Raw genomic sequence first — 24,027 nt, 5'->3', positions numbered from 1 at the left:
AACCTCAGTCGAGCTCGTCCTGGGAGTACTCGGCGCCCTGGACGACGACCCGGTGCGGACGATGTAGCGCGCCGAGGTCGTCGAGCGGATTGCCGGTGACGATGAGCAGGTCCGCGGCCAGCCCCGCCCTGAGGTCTCCTGTCTCGTCGCCGAGCCCCAGGGTCTGCGCTGCCCCGGTGGTGACCATGTCGATGATGCTGCTGCGCGTGAAGCCGAGTTCTTCGTAGAGCTCCATGCTCAGCGTCAGCTGATCGAACGCTGTGCCAGGAACTCCGGAGTCCGTCCCGACCAGGATCGTCACATCGTTCTCGGCCATCCAGGTCAGCTGGCCACCGTACTGGTAATCGGGCGTCGTGACGTGTTTAGCAATCTCTCGCCACACGGCGGGGGTCGTGTCGCCGGCGGCCGATCCCTGCTGGGCCATCTGCCGGACCGCCCAGTCGTTCTGGTCCCGCTTTCCGGGCCCGGACCGCCACCCACAGTGCTCGATCGTGTGAACTCCGGCCTCGATGCACCGGACGATCGGTTCTGTTCCGTGCGCGTGGGCTGCGACTGTGAGGCCGTAGTGCGCCGCGTGGTCGACAGCGACTCGGAGGAGCTCCGTGGAGTACTGCGCGTCGAAGGGCGTGGGCCCCTCCGATGTCACGTAGCCTCCGCCCGCCATGATCTTGATGAGGTCGGCGGTCTCGGCTGCGCGATCAATGGCGTCGCGGATTTCCGTGGCTGTATCGGCGATCCCGCCGAGATACCAGCAGTGTCCGCCGGAAATCGTGAGCGGAGAACCTGCGGACAGGATCCGCGGGCGTACGCCGTCCACATCTGCGGTCGCGTCCCGGAATCGGGCGACGTAGCCCCGGGCGTCGCCGAGATCCCGCACGGTCGTGCAGCCCGCCCGCAGGCATGCGCGGGCGTTGCCTCGGATCACCGCCCGTACCTCGTCCGGCGCGCCGGAGCACAGAGTGGCGAACGACGACGTGCTGCAGTCACCGGCCAGGTGCACGTGGCTGTTGATCAGACCGGGCGTGATGCTGTAGCCGGCGAACCGCGAGACCGACGCCTCGGGGGCGGCGGCGATGAGCTCTGCAGCCTTCCCTACGGCCTCGATGCGGCCACGTGAGACGAGCACCGCATCCCGACCGTCGGGCAGTATCTGCCCGGCCGAGATGAGCCGGTCCCCCACATAGATTGTTGCCACTACTCCCGGTCCTCCGTTAGTCCGTATGCTTGACGTGCTGTTCCGATATCACCTGCGGAACACGCCGTCTACGTAGCCACCTGGATACTTCCATGAGCGGCCCGGCCTGCCCGGTTCGTGCACGTTCCGGGAGCTCGTCAGGCATCTGCCGAAGCTCGTTCACCGCAATTGCGACATTAGCTCGTTGGTCGCTGTTGTACCCCGCATAGACGTTGTACATACGCGTGTACCCGTCGCTACAACGCGCCTCGCGCAGCTCGCAGGACAGCCGCGACGGCCAGCGTCGCCGCCCCTCCTCCGCGGTATCGCTGCTGCCGGCCGGGGTGTCAGGTCTGACGAGCTCCGGGTAGACAGCTCGGACCACCGAGTCCAGGGAGCCTAGCCGTACGTAGCCCAGCAGCTGCCCGGCACGATGGAGCGCGCGGCGGATATCATCAACGGCGGCCGGGTAAATGACGGCAAGGAGCATAGCCAGCACTGCTGTGCGGATCAGGAGTAACCCTCCTGACCAGAAGTTGATGGAGATGTGCGCCCCGACTAGCGCTTGCCAGTAGTACGTGATACGAGCGCCTAGCAGGATGAGGTAGCAGCTGCAGCCAACAGTGAGCGAGACAGCCACGACAAGAAAATCCCATGCCCGCTCCCGGTACAAGGGGAGGATGTCGCGACTGGACCACACGATCTGCGTGAGGCAGGCGTAAACGAGGTAGGCGCTTACAGTAAGGAAGAACACTAGCACGGGCGGGTGCTGGATGTTCGCATTTGTGAACTGCAAGCTGAACGGCGGCTTCACGAAGAGTGGCGTGATGAGGATTGCAGCCACTGTGACAAGTAGTGCGACCGCTTCAGCGTAGCGCCGTTGACGTGGGCGGTATTCGGCAATTTTGCGGAGATAGAAGAACTGCATCGACGCGAAAGCGCCCACTAGAACGAGATTGCGTATGCAGCCTGCTGTGTTGGGGCCGACTGCAGCGTCGACCCATCCGGCGAAGCCCCTCCCGTCCAGGAGCACCATCAATCCGAGACCGGCGCTGAAGAGTACTCCTGCCCAGGGATCGAGCGACGCGGGTGATCGAAGCGCATGCGTAAGAGTCCATACGAAGGCCACACCGCATGCGATGGTCAAGAGAGTCGGCACCGAGCTTCACACGCCCCGGCCGCCGAAAGCGCTTCCGAGCGCTTCGCCTGTACGTCCTAGGTCAGCCCAGCTGGCCCGGATAGGCAGCTTTGACCAGTCCGAGAGTATGGCTCCCAACGTCTCAGCCTCCCATTCGGCGTGCTGGTCATAGTGAGAACCGCTCGGTGGAGCGTCTCGATCGACGAGAAGGGAACCGCACAGCATCGGAGTGCCGGTTCCACTTGCGTCGAGATGCCCGAGGAAGATGTGGGCGATTTCGTGGTAGATTGTGTAGTTCTGACGCTCGACCGACAGATCAGTCAGGTACGTGATGAGGTATTTGTCGGGAAACGGTATGACGCAGCCGAACGATCTGACGGTCGGAAGACTTCTGCCCGCTAGGTCGATCGGGACGCCGAGCTGGCCCGATAAGCCACGACACAGCTCGGCCGGTGGAGGAGTCCGGCGATACCCCAGGTTGCGCAGCAACTTTCTGGCCTGGCTACGGAGCTGGCGCTCGTTCACAGAGTTCGTCACCGTCCGTCCTGGCATCCTTTGCTCCAAGATCCTACTGGGCGGAGTCAATTTCGCGAGACCGAGGGGCCACCCCGGTCGCCACATCGACCAGCAGTTGCAGGGCTGCTACCCGGTCGAATTCACGCACGTGCGCCCTGCACAGTCGAAATGCGGAGATACCCATGTGTTCTAACTGCGTCAGTAGAAGCTGCGTCTCAGTTTCATATCGCGGCTGCGCCAGGTCGAAATAGTTGGCCGGTGCACCCAGGTGCTGCAGGACAGCGTTCAGCTGTCGGGTAGACAGCGCGCCATCTTCGACTGGGGAATTCAGATGCGACGCCAGCACCTGTTCGGCTTCGTTCAGTGACGTACCGAGCCGAAGCCGCTCTCTGAGGTGGTCGTCTAAAGGCTGCCAGAAGGGCGGTGTTTCTGCTTCGACGGGTACGCGAACCAGGCTGAAGAGGCGCGTGACTCGGACCGATAACCCGTCGGAGGCACCGCCCAGGGTGCCGGCTGGAGGACAGCTCATTAGCCGGTTTCGGTTCGGGAGGGTTCGAGCGGAGCGAACGAAGACCGGTTATGCATTGGCGCCACCCGCCGGGGAGGAGTCAGCCCCCGTCGAGCCGGAACCCTGCTCGTACACCATCTGTGTGATGAAGTCAGCTACTGCATGGCGCTGAGCCGGGTCGAGCCCGGCAACCCGCGCGGCGATATCGGTTACCTGCGCTTCACGCAGGGCCCGACGAAGTCGGAGTTCGGCGATGACGTCGCGGACCGCGTCCGGGTCACCATGCAGGAAGCCGACGCGGACCGCGAAGAATCGAGCGAGACCGTCGATGACTCGCATGGTGGGGTTGATCTTGATACCGCGCCGCAGTTCGGAAAGGTGAGAGGCCGACAGCTCATAGCCGTGTTCGCGTAGCCAAGCGATCACCTCCTGCCCGGTGTACTCCGAGCGCTCGCCACCTTCAGGGGTGACCTTCGCGAACAAGTAGTTGATCCGCTCGGCCAGTGAGTCGAGTGCTGGACTATCTGCCTGAGCCTCGGACATGGACGTGCCTCTCTCTTCTTCTGACCTTCCTGGCCATCGTAGCCGCTGACGCCGTCGCCGCTAGGAGGGTGTCATCGCCGGGGGGTAGGTGGGTGATGCCGCACAGCGAATCTTGCATCCGCCTAGTTTCGCTGATATGCATGACGAGTGACGGATCGTCCATCTAGCCTACTGCAGTTGCGCCTCGACGCCATTGCCGCAGGTCTGAGACCCACCAGGGCTGCCGCTCGATCTGTGGGTGCGCGGCGCCGGCCCTGCGCCGCGGTCGCCACGTTGGTATCGCGTCATGGTCTCACCTGATGGTGTGTTCGCTAGCATGAAGGTGGCGTCTGTACAGGGGCGAGGCGATAGTACGCAGCGGAGCGACCTAGTTTCGCTCCTCGCCATACCAAGCCGGAAAGTCGCAGGAGAGGTGAGTCGTGCCGAAGCGGTTGACCGAGGACTGGCCGAACGGCCTCTCCCAGAAGACGGGGCGGTAGCGATGCCCAAGGCGAAGGCCCGTACGGGCCCGCAGTGGCGCGCGACGGGCCTCGGCACGGAAGCCGCTGGATCGGCGAGTCCTCCCGAGCCTGCAGGCCCCGCGCCGTCATCGCGCCTACGCCCCTCGTCTCGGCGCGACCCCTCGATCGACCGACCCGAGTCGACATCCGGGTCCTCGTGCCCAGAGCAAGGCGCTGCGGGGTCGGTGCGGTCGTCGGGACGTCGATGCTCTGTCCGTACCGCACCCGACACTGAGCACAGGAGGCTGGTCACCGTGCACCAGGTGCTGCCCGCTGTCGAGAGCATCCCCGCCCCGAGCGGCCCTCTCGACAGCGCTGGGCCGGAGAGCGACCCCGACCCCAACTGGATCCGGGGCGACCTGATCAAAGCGGCACAAGCGCTTCTGGCCGCCGCTCAGACCGTCGGTAGCCCCGAGACAGCCACCGCTGCGCAGCAGCACACCCCCGCGCGGCACGTGCGGAGCGCGCTCGTCGTCGTGCAGTCGGTCATCGAGCACCTTGAGTAGCGGCCCAAGTCTGCCCCAGAGACAGCGCCTTGCCCCGTCGATGAGCAGGCGGTGGCGAGTGCGAGAGGACGAATCGAATGAAAATCCGACCTGGTGGCATCGGCGCGTCGGAGAGGTCTGTAACAGGTACGGCTGACAGGATGCCGCGCATGAGCGAGCGGAGGCCGCGCGGCCGCAACGGGGCCGCGAAGCGCTACAAGGGTCCGCGAGAGCTGGTCGGGACGCGTGTCCCGCCGGAGATCAACGACCGGATCGACGACGAGCGTGAAGCCCTCGGGCTGACGCGCACCGACTACATCTTCGCGGCGATCCTGATGGCGCTCGAGGACCCGAAGAAGGTGCGGGCCACGGCTGCCACGCTCACCGACATGCTCCCCAACCGGCGAACCAGCACCGAGGACGACCAGCTGCGTCTCGCCGACGAGCCATCCCAGGAGGCGCTCAAACGGTCTGCGTGACCTCGGTCGCCGCCCGCAGCGGCGTCCCGACAATCGAACATCCGGGCTGAGTGCACACCCCTGAAACGCGCTAGGGCCCGTCCCTCCGGCCAAGAGGAACGGGCCCAACGTAACGGGGTTCGGAGCGCCAACTCCTACACCCAGCCCCTCCCAGAAGGGAGGCGCAACGCTTGCCTGCGCGCTCTCATAGTAGCGCGCGTCCCGAAGTTCGCACAGCACCATCGCGCTGTGCGTCACGTGAGTCGAACCCCAACACGGGATCTCGACTCCTCGTGCAGCCCGTTCTGCCGCTACCGGCAGGGCTGCCGGCGTCCTGGCCGACCCATCCGGGGACGATCGAACTCCCCCAGATGTGCGTCAGCTGCCGACGTCGGTCGGGAATCGCGCGTAACACCCCGCTCCGCTCGATCGTCTGCGCGCCGTGCTGGTTCGCCGGCGGCGGCGACATCTCCCCCGCCGAGCTCACCGACACCACCGAGGACGACACCGCGGCCGCCGACGAGCTACTCGCCGGTGTCGCGACCCTGCTCCCCCGCACCGCGCTGGACTGGTTCCGCGCCCTGCTCGCCTCGCCCTGGTACCAGCAGGTCCGCCGCGACGCCGCCGAACGGCTGCGCGGCCTGCTCACCGAACTCGCCCGCCGCGCTGACTGGGACGACCACACCAGCTGGCCCACCTGGGACCGCCTGCAGCACGCCAGCGGATGGCGCCGCAGCAGCACCGCCCGCTGGCTCGCCGAACTCCAGCACCACGGCTGGCTGCTGCGCATCGAGGGCGGCACCACCCCGCAGTTCCGCCCGCTGGCCCTGCAGCACCTCACCGGCAACCGGGCCGCGGTCTACCAGCTCCGCGTACCCGCCTCAGAGGCCGCCGAGCAGGCCGTCCCGACCAAGCCGGACCCGCGCGACCCGAGCACCGAACACGCCGCCGCACAGACCACTACAGACACAACTTGGACCCCAACCCACACACCTAAAGATCTTTCTAAGACTTCTACAGGGGTTCCTACACGCGCGAGAGCGTGCATCCACAGTTCGCAGGTCAGCCCACCTTCGGCAGCCGCATACGGCCCTGACGGGCCGGGCCAGGAGGAGAAGCAGGGCGGCCACTTCGATCGTCGGGTCCCGGTCACCGGCGCCGAGATGCTCGCCGCGGCCGCCGAGCTGCGCACCGACCCGGCCCTGCGCCGCCTGACCCCGCGCTGGATCCGCTCCATCACCCGCACCTGGTGGCAGGCCGGCTGGACCAACAACGACCTGCGCTACGCCCTCGCACACCGGCCCCGCCCCGACGGCCCCGCCGAACCCGCCTACCGCTGCCCCGCCCACCAGCTGCGCAGCCCCGACGGCTGGCTGCGCCACCGCCTGAGCTGGTGGCGCGACACCAACGGCCCGCTCGTCTCGCCCACCGTCGACGCCCGCCAGCGCCGCTCGGCCGCCCTGGCCCGCGGCCACGCCGCCGCCCAGCGGCTGCCTTACGGCGCCACCGAGCTGTCCCCCACCGACCTGCCCGCCACCGCCACCGAGCGCACCACCGCCGAGTCCCAGCTCGTGCGCCGCTGGGCCCGCGAGTTCCACGCCCGCCGCAACGCGCCCCGCCCCGACGCCGAGGTCGCCACCCCGCAGAGCCGCACCAGCCACCTGACCCAGATCAGCAAGACGCTCGATGAGACGAGGGGCGCCCGCCCCACCGCCCCGAGCGTGCCGGTCGCCGAGCCGCCGGCACCCACCACGCCCGCCCCAGCCCCGCCGCACGAGCCGACCGCCGCCACCGCTCACGAGCGGGCCCTCGCCCGCGCCCGCGCCGACCGCGCCAACGGACCACGCCGCACCCCCCGCCCCTTCCGCGCCCGGAGGTTCCGATGACCGCCCAGCCCATCGACACCACTCCCCCAGCCACCCACTACACCCACGACCGCCGCCAGCCACCGCAGGACCTCACGGCCGAGCAGTCGGTGCTGGGCGGCATGCTGCTGAGCAAGGACGCGATCGCCGACGTCGTCGAGGTGCTGCGGCCGGAGGACTTCTACCGGCCCGCGCACCAGACGGTCTACGAGACGATCCTGGACCTCTACGGCCGGGGCGAGCCGGCCGACGCGGTGACGGTGTCGGCGGAGCTGCAGCGGCGCGGCGAGCTGGTGCGCCTCGGTGGTGCGCCGTACCTGCACACCCTGATCGCGACCGTGCCGACGGCGGCCAACGCCGCGTACTACGCCGAGATCGTCGGGGAGAAGGCGATCCTGCGGCGGCTGGTCGAGGCCGGCACCCGGATCGTGCAGCTCGGCTACCACGGCAACGAGGGCGGCGAGGTCGACGAGGTCGTGGACCGCGCCCAGGCCGCGGTCTACGAGGTCACCGAACGCACCACCACCGAGGACTACACGGTCCTCGAGGAACTCCTCCAGCCCACCATGGACGAAATCGACGCCATCGCCGCACGCGGCGGCCTCGCCGCCGGCGTCCCCACCGGCTACACCGACTTCGACACCATCACCAACGGCCTACACCCCGGCCAAATGATCATCGTCGCCGCGCGCCCCGGCTACGGGAAATCCACGATCGGCCTCGACATCGCCCGCTCCTGCTCCATCAAACACCGCATGACCAGCGCATTCTTCTCCCTGGAGATGAGCAAGTCCGAGATCGTGATGCGCCTGCTGTCGGCGGAGGCGCGGATCCGGCTGGCCGACATGCGGGCGGGCCGGATGTCCGACGAGGACTGGACCCGGATGGCGCGGCGGATGTCGGAGATCTCCGAGGCACCGCTCTACATCGACGACTCGCCGAACCTGACGCTGATGGAGATCCGGGCCAAGGCGCGCCGGCTCAAGCAGCGCAACGACCTCAAGCTGATCATCCTGGACTACCTGCAGCTGATGACCTCGGGCCGCAAGGTCGAGTCCCGCCAGCAGGAGGTCTCGGAGTTCTCCCGGCAGATCAAGCTGCTGGCCAAGGAACTCGAGGTCCCGGTGGTCGCGATGAGCCAGCTGAACCGTGGTCCCGAGCAGCGCACCGACAAGCGGCCGATGCTGTCCGACCTGCGTGAGTCCGGCTCGATCGAGCAGGACGCGGACATGGTGGTCCTGCTGCACCGCCCCGACGCGTTCGAGCAGGACGACCCGCGCGCCGGTGAGGCCGACCTGATCCTGGCCAAGCACCGTAACGGCCCGACCACGACGATCACCGTCGCTCACCAGCTGCACTACAGCCGGTTCTCCGACCTCGCCCACGGCTGAGGCTCGGCCAACGGCGATAACCCGGTTATCGCTCCACCGCGTACGGCGCGGCGATAACCGGGTTATCGCCTCAGTGTCGGAGCACTGTCAGTGCATCGATCAGAGCCTGCAGTCCGTCGTCGTCGAGCTGTCGACGCAGGCGGCGCGCGATCTTGTCGACGTCGACCGCCGCATCCCGATCGGGCTGGTCCGCCGCCGGAGCGGGAGAAGGCGAGTCGTTCGCGGGCTGGTCCGGAGCCTCAGTTCCGGAAGGTCGAGCGCGCTCCCCCGCCGTCGACTGACGACGCAACGCCTCCAGCTTCTCCGCCTGTTCTTCCGGCGGAGCGGAGGCCACGGTTCGAGCTTCCTTCACCGACATCTCGCCGATGCGGAGTTTCTCCTGCAAGTCTGGGGTGAGCTTGAGCAGCGACAGCCGCTGCGAAACCCAGGCCTGGGTCTTCGCCACCCGCTTCGCCGCCGTGCGCTGCGAGCCATGTCGTTCCACGAGACCTTGAAGCTCGCGGGCCTCCAGCAGCGGGGGAAGGTCTTGACGGTGGATGTTCTCGACCAGCGTGGCCTCCGCCAGCATCGGGTCCGCTCCCCCGAGTCGGTCCTCGACCGAGGCGACGAGGTGAGGCAGCTCCGCCAAGCGGGCCGCCGCGAGCCGGCGGTTTCCGATGAGGACCACCCACGCCGCGATCCCGATCTGATCCGCATCCTCCGGGTAGTGAGCGAGGTAGACATCCCGAGCGACCACCGTCGCTGGCTGCAGCTGCCCGTGCTCCCGAAGGCTGTCGGCGAGCTCCAGAATCGCGGGGCCGTCGTACCCGTAGCGAGGGTTGCGCGGATTGTGGGCCAGGTCGGATAGCGGGATGCGGCGCTGGGACACGCCGGGATCCGTTGTTGCCTGGAGCGAGGCCTGCGCGGCGAAGACGTCGGAGCCGAAAGACACCCGCCCGCGCTTGCGCTTCTTCGCCGACGACCCGGCTGCGGAGTCCGCGCTGCTCGCGGCCGCCTCGCTCATCGGGTGCGCCCGTAGCCGAGTTCGAGCGCCAGCCGCAGGATGTCCTGCTGGGCCTCCAAGGCCACACGACTCTTGGCGTACTGGGTGCAGACGACACCCTCTGCTGCCGCCCGACTGTGGATCTTGTAACGACGAATGACCGAGTTCGCGAGCGGCCAGTTCTTCTTGCGGGCGAAGGTCAGGGTGTCGTCGAGATCGACTCGGCCGTCGCGTGGATCCCAGAGATTCACGACCACGGTGTAGGGGACTCCCAGGGGCTCGATGACCTGGGTGATGGTCGTGTCGGCAGGTACGAAGGTGAGCGGCTCTGTCGTGATCGGGACGATCGCGTCGTCGGCGCTCTTCAGGACCGACCGGAGAATGTGCTCATTCTCCAGGCTGCCCGGGGTGTCTACGAACACGTGCGAGAAGTCGGCGTCTCGCAACCTCTCCAGATCACTGGGGCTGTCGGTCTCGGTGTAGGCGAATGGGATGTCATCGCCGACCCTGCTTGCCCACCAGTCCATCGATCGCTGCGGGTCGGTGCCTACGACCAGGACGGACGGATCGTCACCTCCGAGCACCTGGTCGACGACAGCAGCGAGGTTGACGGTGATCGTGGTCTTGCCGACGCCGCCCTTCTGGCAGCACACAGCATGAACTCTGGCCAAGATGGCCACCTCTCCGTGGACTTCACGGCCCGGAGTTGGGCCGCTACTTCGGATAAGTCAGAGCAGATGATGCCAGCTGTGGGTCCGCGCTCCGCGGTCATCCCCCGGCGTGTGCGGTTCTGAGTCAGGGCCGCGCGATAACCGGGTTATCGCCGTCAGCGCGCTGTCGACTTGGGAGCTGGGACCTATCGATGTTGGCGCTGCCGGACCGGGAGCGCTGCTTGGGGGTCGAGGTCGCCAACGAAGCTTCTCGCCAGCAACGCGCGCCGAGGCCGTGCGAGACGGCGACCACCCAACGACGCTGCGACGGGGGAGCGGGGACCGATAACCCGGTTATCGCTCACTCAGCGACGGTGGCTTCAGTCGTCGGCCTGGAATACACCCTGCGCGACCAGCCAGCTCCGCCAGTAATCGACCCGATCGGGGTCGGCCGCGAACCCTTCGGGCCAGCCGTCGATCGCGATCTGGCGCAGGACATCACGGACTCGGCTGCGCCCAACGCGAGCGCGGGAGGAGACCTTCCGCAGGTGCGGGTCCACGACGGCATTCATCGCGCGCGCGGTGTCGTCCAACGTGAAGTGCACCGGCCGGTAGGCGACCAGGACCTCATGTCCGTGCTCGTCTGGCCTGGCGACCAGCGAACTCTCGCGCATCCCTGCCCTCCTCACCTCGGTCCGGTACCGAGAACTGTACCGATGTCAGCGCTCTGACTGAGCACTTTCAGCGAGTGTGTCCTCCGCAGGAGTGGGTTACTACGTGTCCAAGCTGCCGGGCGAGGTCCCGGCTGAGGGTGTCCGCGCCGGCGCAGCAGGCGCCGTCACGCCAGCGTCCTTCGGCCGGATAGGCCCAGCCGGACCAGCGCATTTCTGACGCTGGCCCCGGCCGTCGGGCCGAATGGACGGCTTTGGTGCGACGGACCGAGGAATCATCAGTTGACGAGGTGGTGTCGCGCACCACCGCGAGGCGTGGTCACCGTGTTCGGGTGCAGCTATCCCGGCCCCGCGCGCCCGGCGTGTCATTGCGGTTGCGTCTTCGGTGGCGAGGGATCCGTTCGAGTCCTTACAGACGGCCTCTGACCAGCTGGAACGGCCTCAGTTGGGGGCTCGCCACGCGGACCTGATCTCCGAGGGGAAGTTCCACTATCAGTTCCGGACTCAATGTGCGCCTGACCAGCGACTACGTCTTCTCCGGTGGCAGCGGGAAAGAGTCGGCAACGACAGCTCAGTCAGCCCCACTGAGAGTGAGCTATGCCCGATATGCGCGTTTTATGCTGTCTGCGGGCGCTACCGAGTCGGCGACCTGCAGGATATGCGCTGGTCAGCGTCGTGGTGGCGAGCTACCCGAGTGTGTGCCAGGCGGTCGGAGCCGAGTATCGCCCCGTCCGGTGCTCCAGAGCACCGTTCGACGATCCGGCGCGGCTCGGGGCGCTCAACGGCTCGGAAGTGGTGGGCCTGTGGCCCCGGCCTTATCGATGCGGGGGCGCCGCAACCTGGGGCGGGGTGACCGAGCACGTGGCTGCCTGACGGCCGGCCTTGCACCTACGCGTGTGTCGCGTGGGCGTCACTCCGTGCGCCGGGCTAGTGCTCAGAGAAACTCCCGGCTCGAGCGGGACGGCGGTGGTCTTCGTCCACCGACCCTCGGCGACGGTGGCGCGGCGAGCTGTGGGGTGGCGCCGGCCCTGGAGGTCGTGAAGGCCCGGCGCCCACACCCGGAGAACCTTGCGGACCGTGACTCCCAGAGGCGAGCTCGGCGCGGCCCGTTGAGTCCGTGAGTCCCGCGGCCCGGCCGGATCGAGAGCCCGCGCCCAGCTGACCCCCGCGCTCTGGCGGGGCCGGGGCGCGGTGGCAACGAGCGCAGGAAGCACCTGTGCTCGCGCTTAGTGCGCCCCGGGAGCCGAGAGCCGGGGGCGTGGGCGCTGTCGCCTGCGTCGTAGGCACTCGGCATCTCTCACTCGCCACAGCCGCGGCATCGGGCCATACCGAGACCGGCCGGCGTGGGTCCGTCTGGCTGAGAAGCTGCACGAGGTCCGGGAGTAGACCGCCGAGCAACGAGCAGACCGTGCCACGGCGGAAAGCAGCCAGGCGCGCTCGCGGTCGACGTCGCCGACGAGCTGGTCCGCGGCGGCGGCGCGTCCCTTGCACGCGCACCGAGCGCCGAGCTGCTCCCCAGGGCGCCGGGAAATTTCCCCGCGGCCTCCTACCGCGGTGGCGGGCCCGGACAACGCGACGTACGCGTGCGCGTGCGAGGCCAGAAATTTCCACGGCTCCTGAGCTCGACGCCGGGCCCGGGCCCGGTCTGTCCGACACCGTTGCCAGCCCGACTAGTCGCACTTAGTCTTCGAGGTACTAGGATCGCGGCTCAACGGGAAGGCGAACTCATGAGCATGCAGCTGCTCGCCGGGACGATGGAGTGCCGCAACGGCAACTGTCCGACCGCATGGCTGACCGAGCGGGGGGCGGTGATCGTGCAGGGCTACATCGCATCCGCTCGGACGGTGCGGGTGCCGCGCGACATCGTCGAACGCGCCGCGCGCGAACTGCAGATGCACGGCCTGTCCGTCGGTGCCGTGCCGGCGCCGCGGTCCGAGAACATCCGAGCGGCGGGGGAGTGGTTCGTGGTGTCCGGCACCCCGACGACGCTGGTGTGCCCCAAGGGAGAACGCGCCCACGAGGTCCTGGTGAGCGACGTGCTCACGGCCGTCGACGAAGCGACGAGGGAGGCCGTATGACCCCCGAAGACCTGGACGAGCTCTACCGCACCTACGAGCACTCCGCGTTCCGGCTCGAATGCCGCGACGTCTACGCGATCCCCGGCGAGGACCCGGACTTCGACGCCTTCCTCGCCGACAAGCCGTTCCCGGCGCGCACGGTCGACAACGACGACTGGCTGGCCAACGTCCACGCCCAGGTCGGCCGGGCCAAGTACTTCGGCAGGGTCCGGCTGCTCGGCCACCCGGTCACCGACTACACACGGTTCCAGCTGCTCTGCTACCCCCGGGAGAACATCCGCGCCGGCGAGGAAGTCCGCATTCTGGACCGACACTGGCTCAGCACGGGCGACGACGCCTGGACTCGGCAGGACTTCTGGATGTTCGACGAGCGGATCGTGGTGCTGCAGCACTTCGACGACGAAGGGCACTTCCTCGGCGTCTCACAAGCCAGCGATCCCGCCCCCTACATCGCCATCCGTCGGCGCGCGGTCGAGCTGTCCGTCCCGTTCGACGACTACCGACTGGTCCCGGCCCCACGATCGGGTGCCGAGACCCCTGAGCGCGCTGCGAGCTAACCCCTTGACCCACGCCGACATCCACCCACAGCACCAGCGCCTGGCGGCGCGCTTGAAGGAGCTCCGCCAGGCCGCTGGGCTCTCGGCTGCGGCCCTGGGTGAGCAGCTCGGCTGGTCGCAGAGCAAGACCTCCAAGATGGAGAACGGCCACTCCGCCCTCGTACTTGCCGACATCGAGCAGTGGCTCGACACGGTCCACGCCGACGAGGACGTCCGTGCAGAGCTGCGCGCACTCGCCCAGGAGGCGGGGACCCGGGTACGGCCGTGGCGCAACAGCAACCGCCCCGACGGGCCCAGCCAGCAGGACGCCAGGGCTCGGCGTGACGCAACGACCAGCGGGATCGGGGTGTATCAGTCCGAGGTCGTTCCCGGGCTGTTGCAGACCCCGGACTACGCGCGCAGACTGCGCGAGATCCACAGCCTGCTCCCCGCCGCGGAGATCCCCGCCGCGGTGCTGTCGCTGATGAACCGTCAGACAGTCCTGTTCGACGAGTCCAAGCAGTTCGACCTGGTCATGACCGAGACCGCGCTGCGATGGCGTCCCGGTCCAGCCTCGGTGATGCTCGCTCAGCTCGACCGCATCGCCGCGCTGGCCAGCCTCCCCAACGTGCGCATCGGTGTGCTCTCCCGCGAGACGCAGGAGCGTGCCGAGGTCCGCCCCCTGCACTCCTTCGTACTCCTGCGCTACGACGACGCACCCACGACCGTCGAGATCGAGACACTCACCGCCGAGCAGGAAGTGACCGACCCAGCCGACGTCAAGCTCTACGAGCAGTTCCTCGCCGAGCAACAGCGGTCCGCAGAGCACGGACCCGCTCTACTCGCCCTGCTCGACCGCCTCCGCGCCGACCTCTCCTCGAACACCACGAGATAGTCGCAATACGACTAAGGTCCGCGATCAGCGAACTGGCTGGTCGTGGGCCATTTTTGCGCGCGCAGGGCCAGTCGCGAGAACCCGCGACTAGACTCGCGACTAGTCACGGACTAGTCTGGAAGTAGAGATGCCCCGGCGGGTGCGACCGCCGAGGCATCTGAGTGGACAACCGGACCGATCCCCCATCACGAGGAAGCCAGGCGCCCGTGAAGACCGTACCCAGACACGTCGACCCGCAGGCGGTGCCCGGCCGTCTGCCGTGTGCCGATACCGACGTGATCGAGCTGTTCTTTCCCGTCGGCACCGCTGGGCCGGCCCTGCAGCAGATCGCCGAGGCCAAGGCCATCTGCCGTCACTGCCCAGTGCTCCAGGCCTGCCGGGCCGAGGCCCTGGCTCGGCCCGGCGCATTCACCCACGGCGTCGTGGGTGGACTCAGCGAGGACGAGCGGAACGCGCTGCTGCGGCGTCGCGCGGCACGACGAGCGGGGATCCGATGAGCGCCCCGACCAGCAACGGCCACCGTCCGACGCCGCCGTCCACGCTCTCGGCCGAGCAGTGGGGGAGCGAGCTCATCCCCTCCGGCACCACGCGAGAAGACGACCCGGTCGAGGAAAGCGTCGCCGACACCGACGAGGTCCGGGCTCTGGCTCGCCAGGTTCACCAGGCTCGAGGCCTCGTCGCCCTCCAGGACGACCCGGCCCTGCACGAAGCACTGTCCGAACGAGAGCGGCGAGCTGACCGCAAGGTCACCGAGCGGATCCGCAGTGCCCGGCGGGCCGAGCGGCGCCGAACCGCGCTCGCCGAGGTCGCCGGCACCCGACGCGACAGGCAGGAAGCTCGCTGGATCGACAGGGCACGGACCAGCAAGGACCGCCTGCTCAACCCCAACCGGCGCCTCGCCGCGACCTATCGCCGCTACGTCGCGCTGTCCTGCGTGCCTCCGACCCTCATCGGTTTCGGCGTGGTGTTCATGTCGGCGACCGTGCACGACGGTGTCGTCGGCGTGGACGGGCCGTGGGTGGGCTACCTGATCGAGCCGATGGCGTCGGTGCTGCTGGTCGTCAGCCTCCTGATCGGCTTCACTGCAGTACAGAACAGCCGCCAGGTCCCCCGAGGCCTCTACTTCCTCGACGGCGGTCTCGCGCTGGCCTCGCTGGTGTTGACGGTCGTCCCGTGGGGGCTGCGTTACGGCTTCGACGCGGGGTCGACTCTCGCCCACACCCTGCCGTCACTGCTGGTCGTTGCGGCGGTGGTCGTTCAGCATCTGCTGCACTCGGTGTTCCGGCCGATCTTCGCCGAGCTCTACGAGGAGCTGCAGCCCTCGCGGCTGACCGACCAGACCGCCGACACCGTCGTGCTCTACGAGCGGACCCGCCGCGCGATCGACGACCAGCAGATCCCGGTCTCGGCCTCCGGCTCGCCGTCGCGAGAGGCGATCCGCAAGCGGTTCGGCGTGGGCAAGGTCCGCTCCCAGCTCGCCGGTGACGCCTACGAGCTCGTCCAGCAAACCCTCGACCCGCGGTAGCGCCAACCATGCGCCCGGGCCACCGGCCCGGGGCGCTACCGCCGCAAGTCCTCTCCCCGGCGCCACACCCCCCCAGGCGCCGGGGAGGGGACCCCTCCGACCTCCAGGAGCGCACCTCATGTCCGACCGGATCACAATCACGCTGGTCACAGGCTCCGAACGCCACCGGACCAGCGAGCCGATCGACGCCCCCGTCGACGACCCGCACCAGATCTGGGCGCACGTGCTCGAGCTCGCCGACCGGATCGGCGGCCTGGCCCGCCATGCCTACCTCGCCGAGATCGCCGTCGCCGAGACCGGCCTGCCGCTCTACGACCTGCGGTGCCTGGGATGAGCGGGCACCGCAGAAGCAAGGCGGCGGCCGCGGCCGGCGAGTTGCCACCCACGCTGCGCCGCTCCCGCCCGGACCGCCGCCGCGCCGAGCTCGCCACCCGATTCGCCAAGACCACCACCGACATCGAACGAGCCGTGTGCGCCTTCGACTACTTCCGAGGTGCCGCCAGCCGGCGCCACCCCCGGCCTGACGCCGCCGCCGAACTCGTCGGCGCCGTGATCACTCAGCTCATCGAAGCAGGCGACCACCTGCTGCGCATGCAGGCACAAGAGCCCCTCAGCCCGAGAAAGGACCCCGCATGAGCGAGCACGACGCCGTCGCCGACCTCGACACCGCGGCACCCGACTCGGGCCAGCAGGAGACCCCAGCCCAGCCCAGCCCGCGTGCCACCGTGGCCACCCCGACCGCGAACCCGGACGGCGAGCCAGCGGTCGAGGTCGACCGACCGCGTGCGGCGTGGCCGACCCTTCCCAATCGTCGCCAGCGAGCCCGGCATGCGGCCACCACCGCGGCGACCGAGCTGCGTTTCGTCCACGAGCAGCCGGCCAGCCTGGAGCAGAGCCTCGCCCTGGCCCGTCAGGGCGCCTGGACGACCACCCAGACCGGCCCGCTGCGCCGCGCCGCGGTCGTCCACGTCTGGTGCATCCAGGCACCCGTCCTGGTCATCGGCGCCCTGATCGCCTGGGCCGCCCGGACCCCGGGTCGCCTCTGGACGGTCGCCTTCCTGCTGCTGACCGTCGCGACCGCGCTCGACCAGATCCCGGTTGTCCGCCTGCTCATACCCGAGTTCCTGACCTGGCCCTACTGGCCGCCCTTCTGCTGGATCAACTGAGGAGAACGACATGAACGCTGCAGCCTTCGCCGGCACCGGCAGCATCGCCGCACTGGCCCTGCTGTTCGGCCTCTGGCTCTACTACCACGACGACATGCGCAAGACCACGAGCCTGCTCTTCCTCGTTGCCGGGACCGGAATCGGTGGCCTCATCGGCGCGCTCATCGCCCAGGCCTACGGCGTAGCGGCCAACGCCACCCCCCTGGCGACCCGCCTGCTCGGCTTCGGCGGCGCAGTCATCCTCGGCGGGATCGCCATCGTGATGACCCTCGAGGTCGTGATCAAGGGGATCTTCCCGAAGACGGCCAGGCCCAACCGCATCCACCCCTGGCTCGCGCTCGCGGCGCCGACCATCGGTCTCGCCAGCGGGGTGCCGATCCTCTACGGCCTCTACCGCCTGGTCGCCACCGGCATGGGCAACGCCGGATCCATCGCCCAGCAGTGGTTCGTGGGGTGATCGACGATGGAAACGCTCGTGCTGGTCGCGCTCATCACCTGGGGACTCGCCCGCTACGCAGGCACCGAGCTCATCGCCACCGCCCGCGGCACCGAACCACCGCGCCTGCGCGACCGCCAGCGCCGCGCCGAACGCGCCCACGAGCGCCGGATGGCCCGGGAAAGCCGCCGCACCGGCCCCAGCGTCGGCGACGCACTGGCCCAACGCATCGCCGACCGCATCGCCCATCCCCGCGGCCCTCGCCCGCCCGGGCCCGCACGGGCAGCGATGGGGGAGTGGTGGTCCGACGCCTGGGGCTACGCCACCGAGCGACGCCGCGAACGCCACCAGCGCCATGCCGACGGCGACCTGCTGCGACAGCGCCTGGCCCGCAACCTCCGCCAGCGATTCGGCGGCACCACCGACCCGCACTGGCGGCCGCGGCCGACCACCGCCCAACGCCCACCCCGCCGCCCTGACAACGCCGACCCGGTCGTCATCGACGCCGAGCCGACCCCAGCCCCGCCCACCGACCACACCGAACCCGCACCGGTCGAGGAGACCCCGACCGACGACCCCCCGGAGGTCCCCAAGAAGCCCGACCAACACGAACCCGACCACAACCAGCAGCCCGAAGCCATCCACCCCGAGCCCGACACCGAGCCCGAGCCACAGCCCGCGGCCGAACACCAGCCGACCGCCACGATCCACCCCATCCGAAAGGACATCCCGATGACCGGCGCCAACCCGAACCTGACCAGCGGCGAGACCCTCGATCCCGGCAGTGCCAACCACTTCTGCGAGCAGATGCAGAACGTCGGTCAGCGACTCCTGACCGAGCTCGATCAGTCCGTCGCTTCCCTGACGCAGGCAGGCGTCAGCGGCGAACCCATCCGCCTGCTCGAGCAGATGCGCGAGAACGCCCAGCTGTTCACCAGCTCCGCCGGTGAGGCCAAGACCCACTTCGGCCGGCACCTCAACACCCAGGACCAGGTGCTCAGCGACGACACCCTCGCCGGAACCGTCAACGGCACCTACATCGGCACTCGCTCCTAGCCCGACAGCCCCGCCCCCAGGACCGACCCCCGGTCGCTGGGCACCCGCGTCGCGGCGGAGCGGTGGCACTCCGACAAGCACTCCGGCACCACAACGACGAAGGGACTTGCGATGCCCAGGCAGCAGAGCGTCGCCGGCACCAACCTCACCCCAGAGGTCCTGGCCCGCGCCCTGCAGCGCCTGGTCGACGAGGACGCCAGCCCGGCCGCCCCCTCCACCGAGCTCGCCGTGCGCCAGCCCGCCACCGTGCTGCACAAGGAGACGCCCCGGCGGTCGGCGATCAGCGATCACCACGATCACATCCGAGCCGAGAACGCCGCCCGCCGTGCCCCCTACCTGGCGACCTCCGCCACGGCCGCCGCCGGCTACCTCGGCTGGGGGCTGACCGAGCTCGTCGGCCTCGCCGCCGGCCCCGGCGCCGAGTTGGCCACGACCACCGGCATCGGTCTCACCTCCCTCGGAGCGATCGCCGGTGCCCGCGCCCTGCTCCACAACCGCATCCCGGCCTTCTGGCGCCGGCAGTCCTGGGCCGCAGGCGCAGGCACCGCGGCCTGGATCACCGCCGCCTCTGCCGTCGGCCCCGCCAGCTGGACGATGACGGGGCTGCTCGCCGGAGGCGCTGCCGCGACCTGGGCCAACTGGATGAAGCAGCACAGCATCCCCGACGTCGACCCCAACGCTCCCCAGCTGCCCGAGGCGAGCGACGAAACCACCAGCGGTGACTACGGCGACACGCTGGCCCAGCGCTGGTCCGAGAGCGTCAGCCGCCGCGGCAAGGCACTGCCCGGATCCATGCTCACCGACCGCGTCGACCTCAGCCGCGCCATCCGCTGGACCGTGCGCACCCCGGCCGGTGACGCCTCTTTCGACGACGTGTTCAGCCGCCGCCCCCGCATCGCTGGCGCACTCGGCGTCTCGGCGAAGAACTTGATCATCGAACCGCACGAGGACAACGAAGGCTGGGCCTACCTGACCGTCATCGTGCGCGACTTGCTCTCCGGCGGCATCCCCTACCTCGGCCCGCGCTACGACAACGGCGTCATCCCCCTCGGCCCGTTCGCAGACGGCGAGGGCGACATGCAGTTCTACGCCGTCGAGGACATCGGCGTGCGCAACGGCCTGGTCACCGGCGAGCCAGGATCCGGAAAGTCAGCCTGCCTCGAGGCGATCGGGCTCGGTATCAAGCAGAGCGGCGCCTGGCACCTGCTGTTTGGCGACGGCGACCCCGACGGTGGGTCCAGCCCCGTACTCAACGACATCAGCGACTGGGCCGAGGCCGGGCCCCGCCAGGTGCTCGCCCAGCTCGAAGCCATCGAGGCCGCCCTGGAGATCCGCAGCCTGCTCAAGTCCACCCTCACCGACGGCCCCGACGGCCCGGTCCGGATCACCGACCCCTCGCAGCAAAGCCCCCTGCGCAAGCTGCTGCCCAGCACCACCATCCCTGGCCTGATGTGGATCATCGACGAGCTGCAGCGGCTCAGCAGCGACGACTGGCTCAAAGCGCAGGACTTCATCCCGCGCCTCGAACGTGTCGTGCGGATCGGCCGCAAGTACGGCGTCGCCGTGGTCGTCGGGACCCAGTCCCTGCTCGCCGGCGACTACGGCAACAGCACCGTGCTGCGCGGCTACCTGATGGCCCGCAACCTGTTCGCCTTCCGCAACATGAACCGCAGCGAGAACGCGGTGGTCGGCGGGATGGCCGTCACCCCCGGGTCCCTGCCCCCTGGCGGTGGCTACTGCTTCGCCATCGCCGGTGGCCGCCTGTCGATGGGCCGCGTCGCCTGGGCCCCCGACCTGGGGGAATGGGCCACAGCCCTCCCGTCATGCGCGCTCGACGAGGACACCGCCCTGGCCATGCGCGACTTCCAGCCCGCGATCGAGCAGAGCCCGAGCGCCCGCTTCGCCGCGCAGGTCGAGAAGCTCCACGCCTGGCGGCGCCGCAAGGAGTCCGGCGAGCCCGGCGACGCCCCTCACACCACCGAAAGCGACGCTGCTGAGGCCGCACTGCCGGCGTTCATGCAAGGCCTGCAGATCCCGTCCGCGCTCAGCGCGCAGAACGTCGTCGCGTTGCACCCACGTCCGACCAGCTCTCCGGCTCACGACGGCGCCCAGACCGCCCCGGACATCGAAGGACTCCCCACCAGCCAGCAGGAGATTCTACACGCGCTCCAGGCCGGGCATCACCGCACCGGCGAGATCGTCGCCGCGACCGATCTCAAGGCCCCCGCCGTATCCAAGGCGCTCGGCGCGCTCGCCGACATGGGGCTCGCCCGCAAGATCGCCCACGGACAGTGGGAACCAGCCGAGGCCGAAAGCCAGACCGGATGAACGGCAACTCCACTAGCTAACAAGTACCGTACCCGGTACTGTACTTGCTATAAGAGATCGTCTGTACATGAGGCGGCCCGAGCGCTCACCTTCCACAGATCCCGCCCGGGCCGCTCCGACCTCATCGATCGGAGAACGAAGTGTCCCAGCCGACCACCCGCAGCGCCGGGAGCGCCACGGCCTCGCCGCAGCATCCCGGCCCCTCCTGCGTCCCTCAGGACCTCGACCTCGACCACCTGCTGGCACTCCTCAGCGAGCCTCCGCCCGTCGAACTGGACTGGAGTGAGCTCGGACTGTGCGCTCAGACCGACCCCGAGGCCTTCTTTCCCGAGAAGGGCGGCTCCACCCGGGAGGCCAAGCGCATCTGCTCCGGCTGCGAGGTCCGAGCCGAGTGCCTGGAGTACGCGCTGGCCAACGACGAGCGCTTCGGTATCTGGGGTGGCCTGTCCGAGCGGGAGCGGCGGCACCTCCGTCGCGAGCGGCAGACGGAGGGAACCCGATGACCATCCAGCCCACCCGCGGCGGATTCGGCCTTGACGAGGTGCGCACCCAGATCACCGGGCGCATCTACCAGCTCAAGCTCGCCCCCGTACTCGCCATGCGTGCGCTGCCGGTCTACGTCGAGATGACCTATCGCCGCAGCCAGCCCTTCGAGCTGGAGGTGAGTTTCCGAACCTGCGGCGAGACCGCCAGCGTCACTTGGTGCATCGGCCGTGAGCTGCTCTCCGCCGGCCTCACCACGGCCTCGTCCGAGGTGGACGACACCGATCAGCGCCTCGCCCGCGACGTCCAGATCGGCACCCATGCTCTTCCCGGGGGCGACTGGACCCTCATCACCCTCAGCTCGCCCAGCGGAACAGCCGAGATCGGCCTCCCCACCTACGAGCTCATCGACTTCATCGACCGCACCGAGGACGTCGTGATCCCCGGCGCGGAAGGACCACTCGTCGCCGAGGCCGACCTCGCCGCACTGTTCGACGACCAAGGTCCGCTCTGGTGAGCACACCGGCCGAGCGCGGGGTCATGACCGAGCGATGGGGTTGGCAGCCGACTGCATGGCTGCAAGACGGTCTCCCGACCTGGCGCTGGCGGGCAGCCCCCGCTGGACTCATGACCCGCCGCCAGATGCGCGCCGCCGACCTCGCCCCGTGCGGAGCCGATCCTGTCGCGCAGGTCGTGTGCCGCCGCGGCCGCCGATGGGCACTGCTGTGGGACGTCGCCGACCTCGGCCCCAAACGGATCCCGTCGACGGCGCAGCTCGCCGCCCTGGACCGCGCGCTCGCAGCTCGCCGCCGCTGCCCGACCTGCAGCCGCGACGTCGGCTACTGCATCCCACGCTCGCTCGGCAGCTGCCTCGACTGCCACGCCCCGCTCACCGCCGCCGTACACGCCGCGGCCTGAACTGCACAGGAGATCCTCGCCATGAGCCCTCACACGGGCCATCGTGCCCTCCCTCCGCGCCGCCACCCAGCCTGTCCCGGCCGGGCCCACTACCGCCTCGCCGCACACGCCGCCGAGGCTGCCGCACGCCTCGGCGGAACCCCTCGGTCGGGTTCACCCTGCCCGACACCGCGACAGCGGTGATCGACGCGCTGCCCGAGTCCGCCTGGCAGCCCGCCTACAACGCCGACGGCGAACCCCGCGACGGCGCCGCGGTCGTCGAACTCACCGGGCTACTCGACCTGGACCGCTGGCCGAGCGGGATGCGGGTGATCGTGCGCCGCGAACGCCCGCACCCGGGCGCGCAACTACGCCTGACCGACGCCGACGGAAACCGACTCACCGCGTTCGCTACCAACACCCGCCCCGGCGGGCCAGGCCGCCAGCTCGCCGACCTCGAACTCCGACACCGTCGCCGGGCTCGGGCCGAGGACCGCATCCGCATCGCCAAGGACACCGGGCTGACCAACCTGCCCCTGCACGACATGGCCCAGAACCGGATCTGGTGCGCCCTGGTCACGCTGGCCTGCGAGATCACCGCCTGGACCCAGATGCTCGCCTTCAGCGATCACCCCGCCCGACGGTGGGAACCCAAACGGCTCCGGCTGCGGATCTTCTCCATCCCCGGCCGGCTGGCTCGCTCGGCCCGCGCCACCGTGCTGCATCTGCCCGAACACGCGCCCTGGGCCACGGTGCTCATCGACGGCCTGGCCCGGCTGCGCGCGCTGCCTGCACCCGGCTGAGCCCCGCCTCGACCGTCCCGACCAGCACCAGCACGAACCGGACCGTGGAACCGGCGCCCACCCGAGCGAGGCCGGGCGAACTGTCATACCCATGGTCCAGAATCAGCCTCTGAACACCGGCACCGACCGATGACGATCACTCACGCCCAGGCCGTGAAAGTTCCGGGCTAGCCCGGGAAGGCCCCCATGCCTACAGACGCAGACTCGCATTCCACCCACACCGATGACCGGGGCGAGCGGCCTCACCTCGACGAGAACCCGGCTGCCCTCCCGCTCATTCAGCGGCCGGAGGTCAACTGGCTCTGTGTGCTCCTGACCACTGTCCTGACACTGGGCATGAGCATCCACATCATCGTCAGCAACGCCGGGTCGGGGCTGCCGGACATGGCGCCTGAACGCCTTGTCGGCGGCTTGATGCTTATCGTCGGCATCTGGATGGCATACGAGGTTCTCGACTCTGCCCTGCATTGGGGAATGGAGCAGTTCGCGATTGCTCAGTCTCGCCGCGGCGCTGCGCTACAGAACACAGACTGTCGGAGGAACGTGGTAGATCCCACCGAGCTGCGCAGCTAATACGTCGTCGGCGCCCGGCACCGGACAGGAGCTACCCGCAAATGATGAATCGATCCGCACAGAGCGACCTGCCCACAACTCAGCTGATACCGCGCGAGAACACGCCTGCGACTGCGCACGTCGAGATGTTGGCGCAGATACTCGACCCGATCGCGTTCGAACCGCTCCCGCAGAGCCCCACCCTCGGCCAGGTGTGGGACCAGATCTGTCGGCAGGGCACAGCGCGCAAGCACGCCGAACGTGCACTGAGCCTTTGCCAACCTCGTGTTCGTACTGGTCAGCGAGTGTCCGGCGTGGCGTGACCTGAGATGGGTGAAGCTCCTGGTAGACGGGCGATTGACTAGATCTGACCGCCTGACCAGGAGCTTCA

The 24,027-nt window shown here is 69.0% G+C and carries 26 protein-coding genes and 1 pseudogene; 20 read left to right on the top strand and 7 right to left on the bottom strand.

Annotated features, from left to right (window positions below):
• Positions 1-4: 4 nt before the first annotated feature.
• The 4 genes from WHI96_RS25010 to WHI96_RS24995 form a co-directional block, all read right to left on the bottom strand.
• Positions 5-1,195: an amidohydrolase family protein gene (locus WHI96_RS25010; RefSeq protein ID WP_337826893.1), complete on the bottom strand. Its 1,191-nt coding sequence runs from the start codon at positions 1,193-1,195 to the stop codon at positions 5-7.
• A 16-nt stretch (positions 1,196-1,211) separates the two neighbouring features.
• Positions 1,212-2,210, bottom strand: coding sequence for a hypothetical protein (locus WHI96_RS25005; protein WP_345651093.1), 999 nt, complete (start codon positions 2,208-2,210; stop codon positions 1,212-1,214).
• 129 nt (positions 2,211-2,339) lie between these two features.
• The gene (locus WHI96_RS25000; protein WP_337826891.1) at positions 2,340-2,849 is read right to left on the bottom strand and encodes an ImmA/IrrE family metallo-endopeptidase; all 510 of its coding nucleotides are present in this window, start codon (positions 2,847-2,849) and stop codon (positions 2,340-2,342) included.
• A 556-nt stretch (positions 2,850-3,405) separates the two neighbouring features.
• Positions 3,406-3,879 (bottom strand): hypothetical protein, encoded by a 474-nt coding sequence (locus tag WHI96_RS24995; protein WP_345651090.1) that lies wholly within the window; start codon positions 3,877-3,879, stop codon positions 3,406-3,408.
• 754 nt (positions 3,880-4,633) lie between these two features.
• Between WHI96_RS24995 and WHI96_RS24990 the strand changes: the two genes are divergently transcribed.
• The 4 genes from WHI96_RS24990 (at position 4,634) to dnaB (ending at position 8,578) form a co-directional block, all read left to right on the top strand.
• Positions 4,634-4,885, top strand: a complete 252-nt coding sequence (locus WHI96_RS24990; protein ID WP_337826889.1) for a hypothetical protein — start codon at positions 4,634-4,636, stop codon at positions 4,883-4,885.
• 149 nt (positions 4,886-5,034) lie between these two features.
• Positions 5,035-5,343 (top strand): hypothetical protein, encoded by a 309-nt coding sequence (locus WHI96_RS24985; RefSeq protein ID WP_345651087.1) that lies wholly within the window; start codon positions 5,035-5,037, stop codon positions 5,341-5,343.
• A 350-nt stretch (positions 5,344-5,693) separates the two neighbouring features.
• Positions 5,694-7,208, top strand: coding sequence for a hypothetical protein (locus WHI96_RS24980; RefSeq protein WP_345651085.1), 1,515 nt, complete (start codon positions 5,694-5,696; stop codon positions 7,206-7,208).
• Positions 7,205-8,578: a replicative DNA helicase gene (dnaB, locus tag WHI96_RS24975; RefSeq protein WP_345651082.1), complete on the top strand. Its 1,374-nt coding sequence runs from the start codon at positions 7,205-7,207 to the stop codon at positions 8,576-8,578. The genes WHI96_RS24980 and dnaB overlap by 4 nt, the downstream gene beginning before the upstream one ends.
• 70 nt (positions 8,579-8,648) lie before the next feature.
• On the opposite strand, the gene WHI96_RS24970 is transcribed toward dnaB, so the two are convergent.
• The 3 genes from WHI96_RS24970 to WHI96_RS24960 form a co-directional block, all read right to left on the bottom strand.
• Entirely contained in the window at positions 8,649-9,581 is a 933-nt protein-coding gene (locus WHI96_RS24970; protein WP_345651079.1) for a ParB/RepB/Spo0J family partition protein, read from the bottom strand.
• A complete protein-coding gene (locus WHI96_RS24965; protein ID WP_208622866.1) occupies positions 9,578-10,240 on the bottom strand; it encodes an AAA family ATPase in 663 nt (220 codons plus the stop codon). Before WHI96_RS24965 ends, WHI96_RS24970 begins: the two co-directional genes overlap by 4 nt.
• Positions 10,241-10,590: 350 nt before the next feature.
• Positions 10,591-10,884 (bottom strand): hypothetical protein, encoded by a 294-nt coding sequence (locus WHI96_RS24960; protein ID WP_345651075.1) that lies wholly within the window; start codon positions 10,882-10,884, stop codon positions 10,591-10,593.
• 1,730 nt (positions 10,885-12,614) lie between these two features.
• Here WHI96_RS24960 and WHI96_RS24955 point away from each other — a divergent pair.
• From WHI96_RS24955 to WHI96_RS24880, 16 genes and pseudogenes are all read left to right on the top strand, one after another.
• Positions 12,615-12,959, top strand: coding sequence for a hypothetical protein (locus WHI96_RS24955; RefSeq protein ID WP_337826921.1), 345 nt, complete (start codon positions 12,615-12,617; stop codon positions 12,957-12,959).
• Positions 12,956-13,516 carry a DUF6879 family protein gene (locus WHI96_RS24950; RefSeq protein WP_337826920.1) on the top strand — a complete coding sequence of 187 codons (561 nt, stop codon included), beginning with the start codon at positions 12,956-12,958 and terminating at the stop codon, positions 13,514-13,516. The genes WHI96_RS24955 and WHI96_RS24950 overlap by 4 nt, the downstream gene beginning before the upstream one ends.
• Positions 13,517-13,520: 4 nt before the next feature.
• Positions 13,521-14,390: a helix-turn-helix domain-containing protein gene (locus tag WHI96_RS24945; protein ID WP_345651071.1), complete on the top strand. Its 870-nt coding sequence runs from the start codon at positions 13,521-13,523 to the stop codon at positions 14,388-14,390.
• A gap of 206 nt (positions 14,391-14,596) precedes the next feature.
• Complete coding sequence (locus tag WHI96_RS24940; protein ID WP_425571685.1) at positions 14,597-14,887, top strand: WhiB family transcriptional regulator; 291 nt, start codon at positions 14,597-14,599, stop codon at positions 14,885-14,887.
• The gene (locus WHI96_RS24935) at positions 14,884-15,915 is read left to right on the top strand and encodes a hypothetical protein (RefSeq protein WP_345651068.1); all 1,032 of its coding nucleotides are present in this window, start codon (positions 14,884-14,886) and stop codon (positions 15,913-15,915) included. The genes WHI96_RS24940 and WHI96_RS24935 overlap by 4 nt, the downstream gene beginning before the upstream one ends.
• A gap of 118 nt (positions 15,916-16,033) precedes the next feature.
• Positions 16,034-16,249, top strand: coding sequence for a hypothetical protein (locus WHI96_RS24930; RefSeq protein ID WP_100877208.1), 216 nt, complete (start codon positions 16,034-16,036; stop codon positions 16,247-16,249).
• Positions 16,246-16,551, top strand: a complete 306-nt coding sequence (locus tag WHI96_RS24925) for a hypothetical protein (RefSeq protein WP_345651065.1) — start codon at positions 16,246-16,248, stop codon at positions 16,549-16,551. Before WHI96_RS24930 ends, WHI96_RS24925 begins: the two co-directional genes overlap by 4 nt.
• A complete protein-coding gene (locus WHI96_RS24920) occupies positions 16,548-17,081 on the top strand; it encodes a hypothetical protein (RefSeq protein ID WP_345651062.1) in 534 nt (177 codons plus the stop codon). Before WHI96_RS24925 ends, WHI96_RS24920 begins: the two co-directional genes overlap by 4 nt.
• A gap of 10 nt (positions 17,082-17,091) precedes the next feature.
• The gene (locus WHI96_RS24915) at positions 17,092-17,538 is read left to right on the top strand and encodes a hypothetical protein (RefSeq protein WP_345651059.1); all 447 of its coding nucleotides are present in this window, start codon (positions 17,092-17,094) and stop codon (positions 17,536-17,538) included.
• Positions 17,539-17,544: 6 nt separating this feature from the next.
• Positions 17,545-18,573, top strand: coding sequence for a hypothetical protein (locus WHI96_RS24910; RefSeq protein ID WP_345651056.1), 1,029 nt, complete (start codon positions 17,545-17,547; stop codon positions 18,571-18,573).
• Between the two features lie 111 nt (positions 18,574-18,684).
• Positions 18,685-20,901, top strand: coding sequence for a hypothetical protein (locus WHI96_RS24905; RefSeq protein WP_345651053.1), 2,217 nt, complete (start codon positions 18,685-18,687; stop codon positions 20,899-20,901).
• Positions 20,902-21,137: 236 nt separating this feature from the next.
• Positions 21,138-21,404, top strand: a complete 267-nt coding sequence (locus WHI96_RS24900) for a WhiB family transcriptional regulator (RefSeq protein WP_337827000.1) — start codon at positions 21,138-21,140, stop codon at positions 21,402-21,404.
• Entirely contained in the window at positions 21,401-21,901 is a 501-nt protein-coding gene (locus WHI96_RS24895; protein ID WP_337826911.1) for an SsgA family sporulation/cell division regulator, read from the top strand. Before WHI96_RS24900 ends, WHI96_RS24895 begins: the two co-directional genes overlap by 4 nt.
• Before the next feature lie 23 nt (positions 21,902-21,924).
• A complete protein-coding gene (locus tag WHI96_RS24890) occupies positions 21,925-22,302 on the top strand; it encodes an RRQRL motif-containing zinc-binding protein (protein WP_337826999.1) in 378 nt (125 codons plus the stop codon).
• A gap of 143 nt (positions 22,303-22,445) precedes the next feature.
• Positions 22,446-23,084, top strand: a pseudogene (locus WHI96_RS24885) (transposase); the annotation flags it as partial.
• 336 nt (positions 23,085-23,420) lie between these two features.
• Positions 23,421-23,657, top strand: coding sequence for a hypothetical protein (locus tag WHI96_RS24880; RefSeq protein ID WP_345651050.1), 237 nt, complete (start codon positions 23,421-23,423; stop codon positions 23,655-23,657).
• Positions 23,658-24,027 lie beyond the last annotated feature (370 nt).

Source organism: Pseudonocardia tropica, assembly GCF_040105315.1.
GTDB classification, from domain to species: domain Bacteria; phylum Actinomycetota; class Actinomycetes; order Mycobacteriales; family Pseudonocardiaceae; genus Pseudonocardia; species Pseudonocardia alni.
The sequence above is the reverse complement of the archived record's forward strand: the minus strand, read 5'-3'. Positions and strand labels throughout refer to the sequence as shown.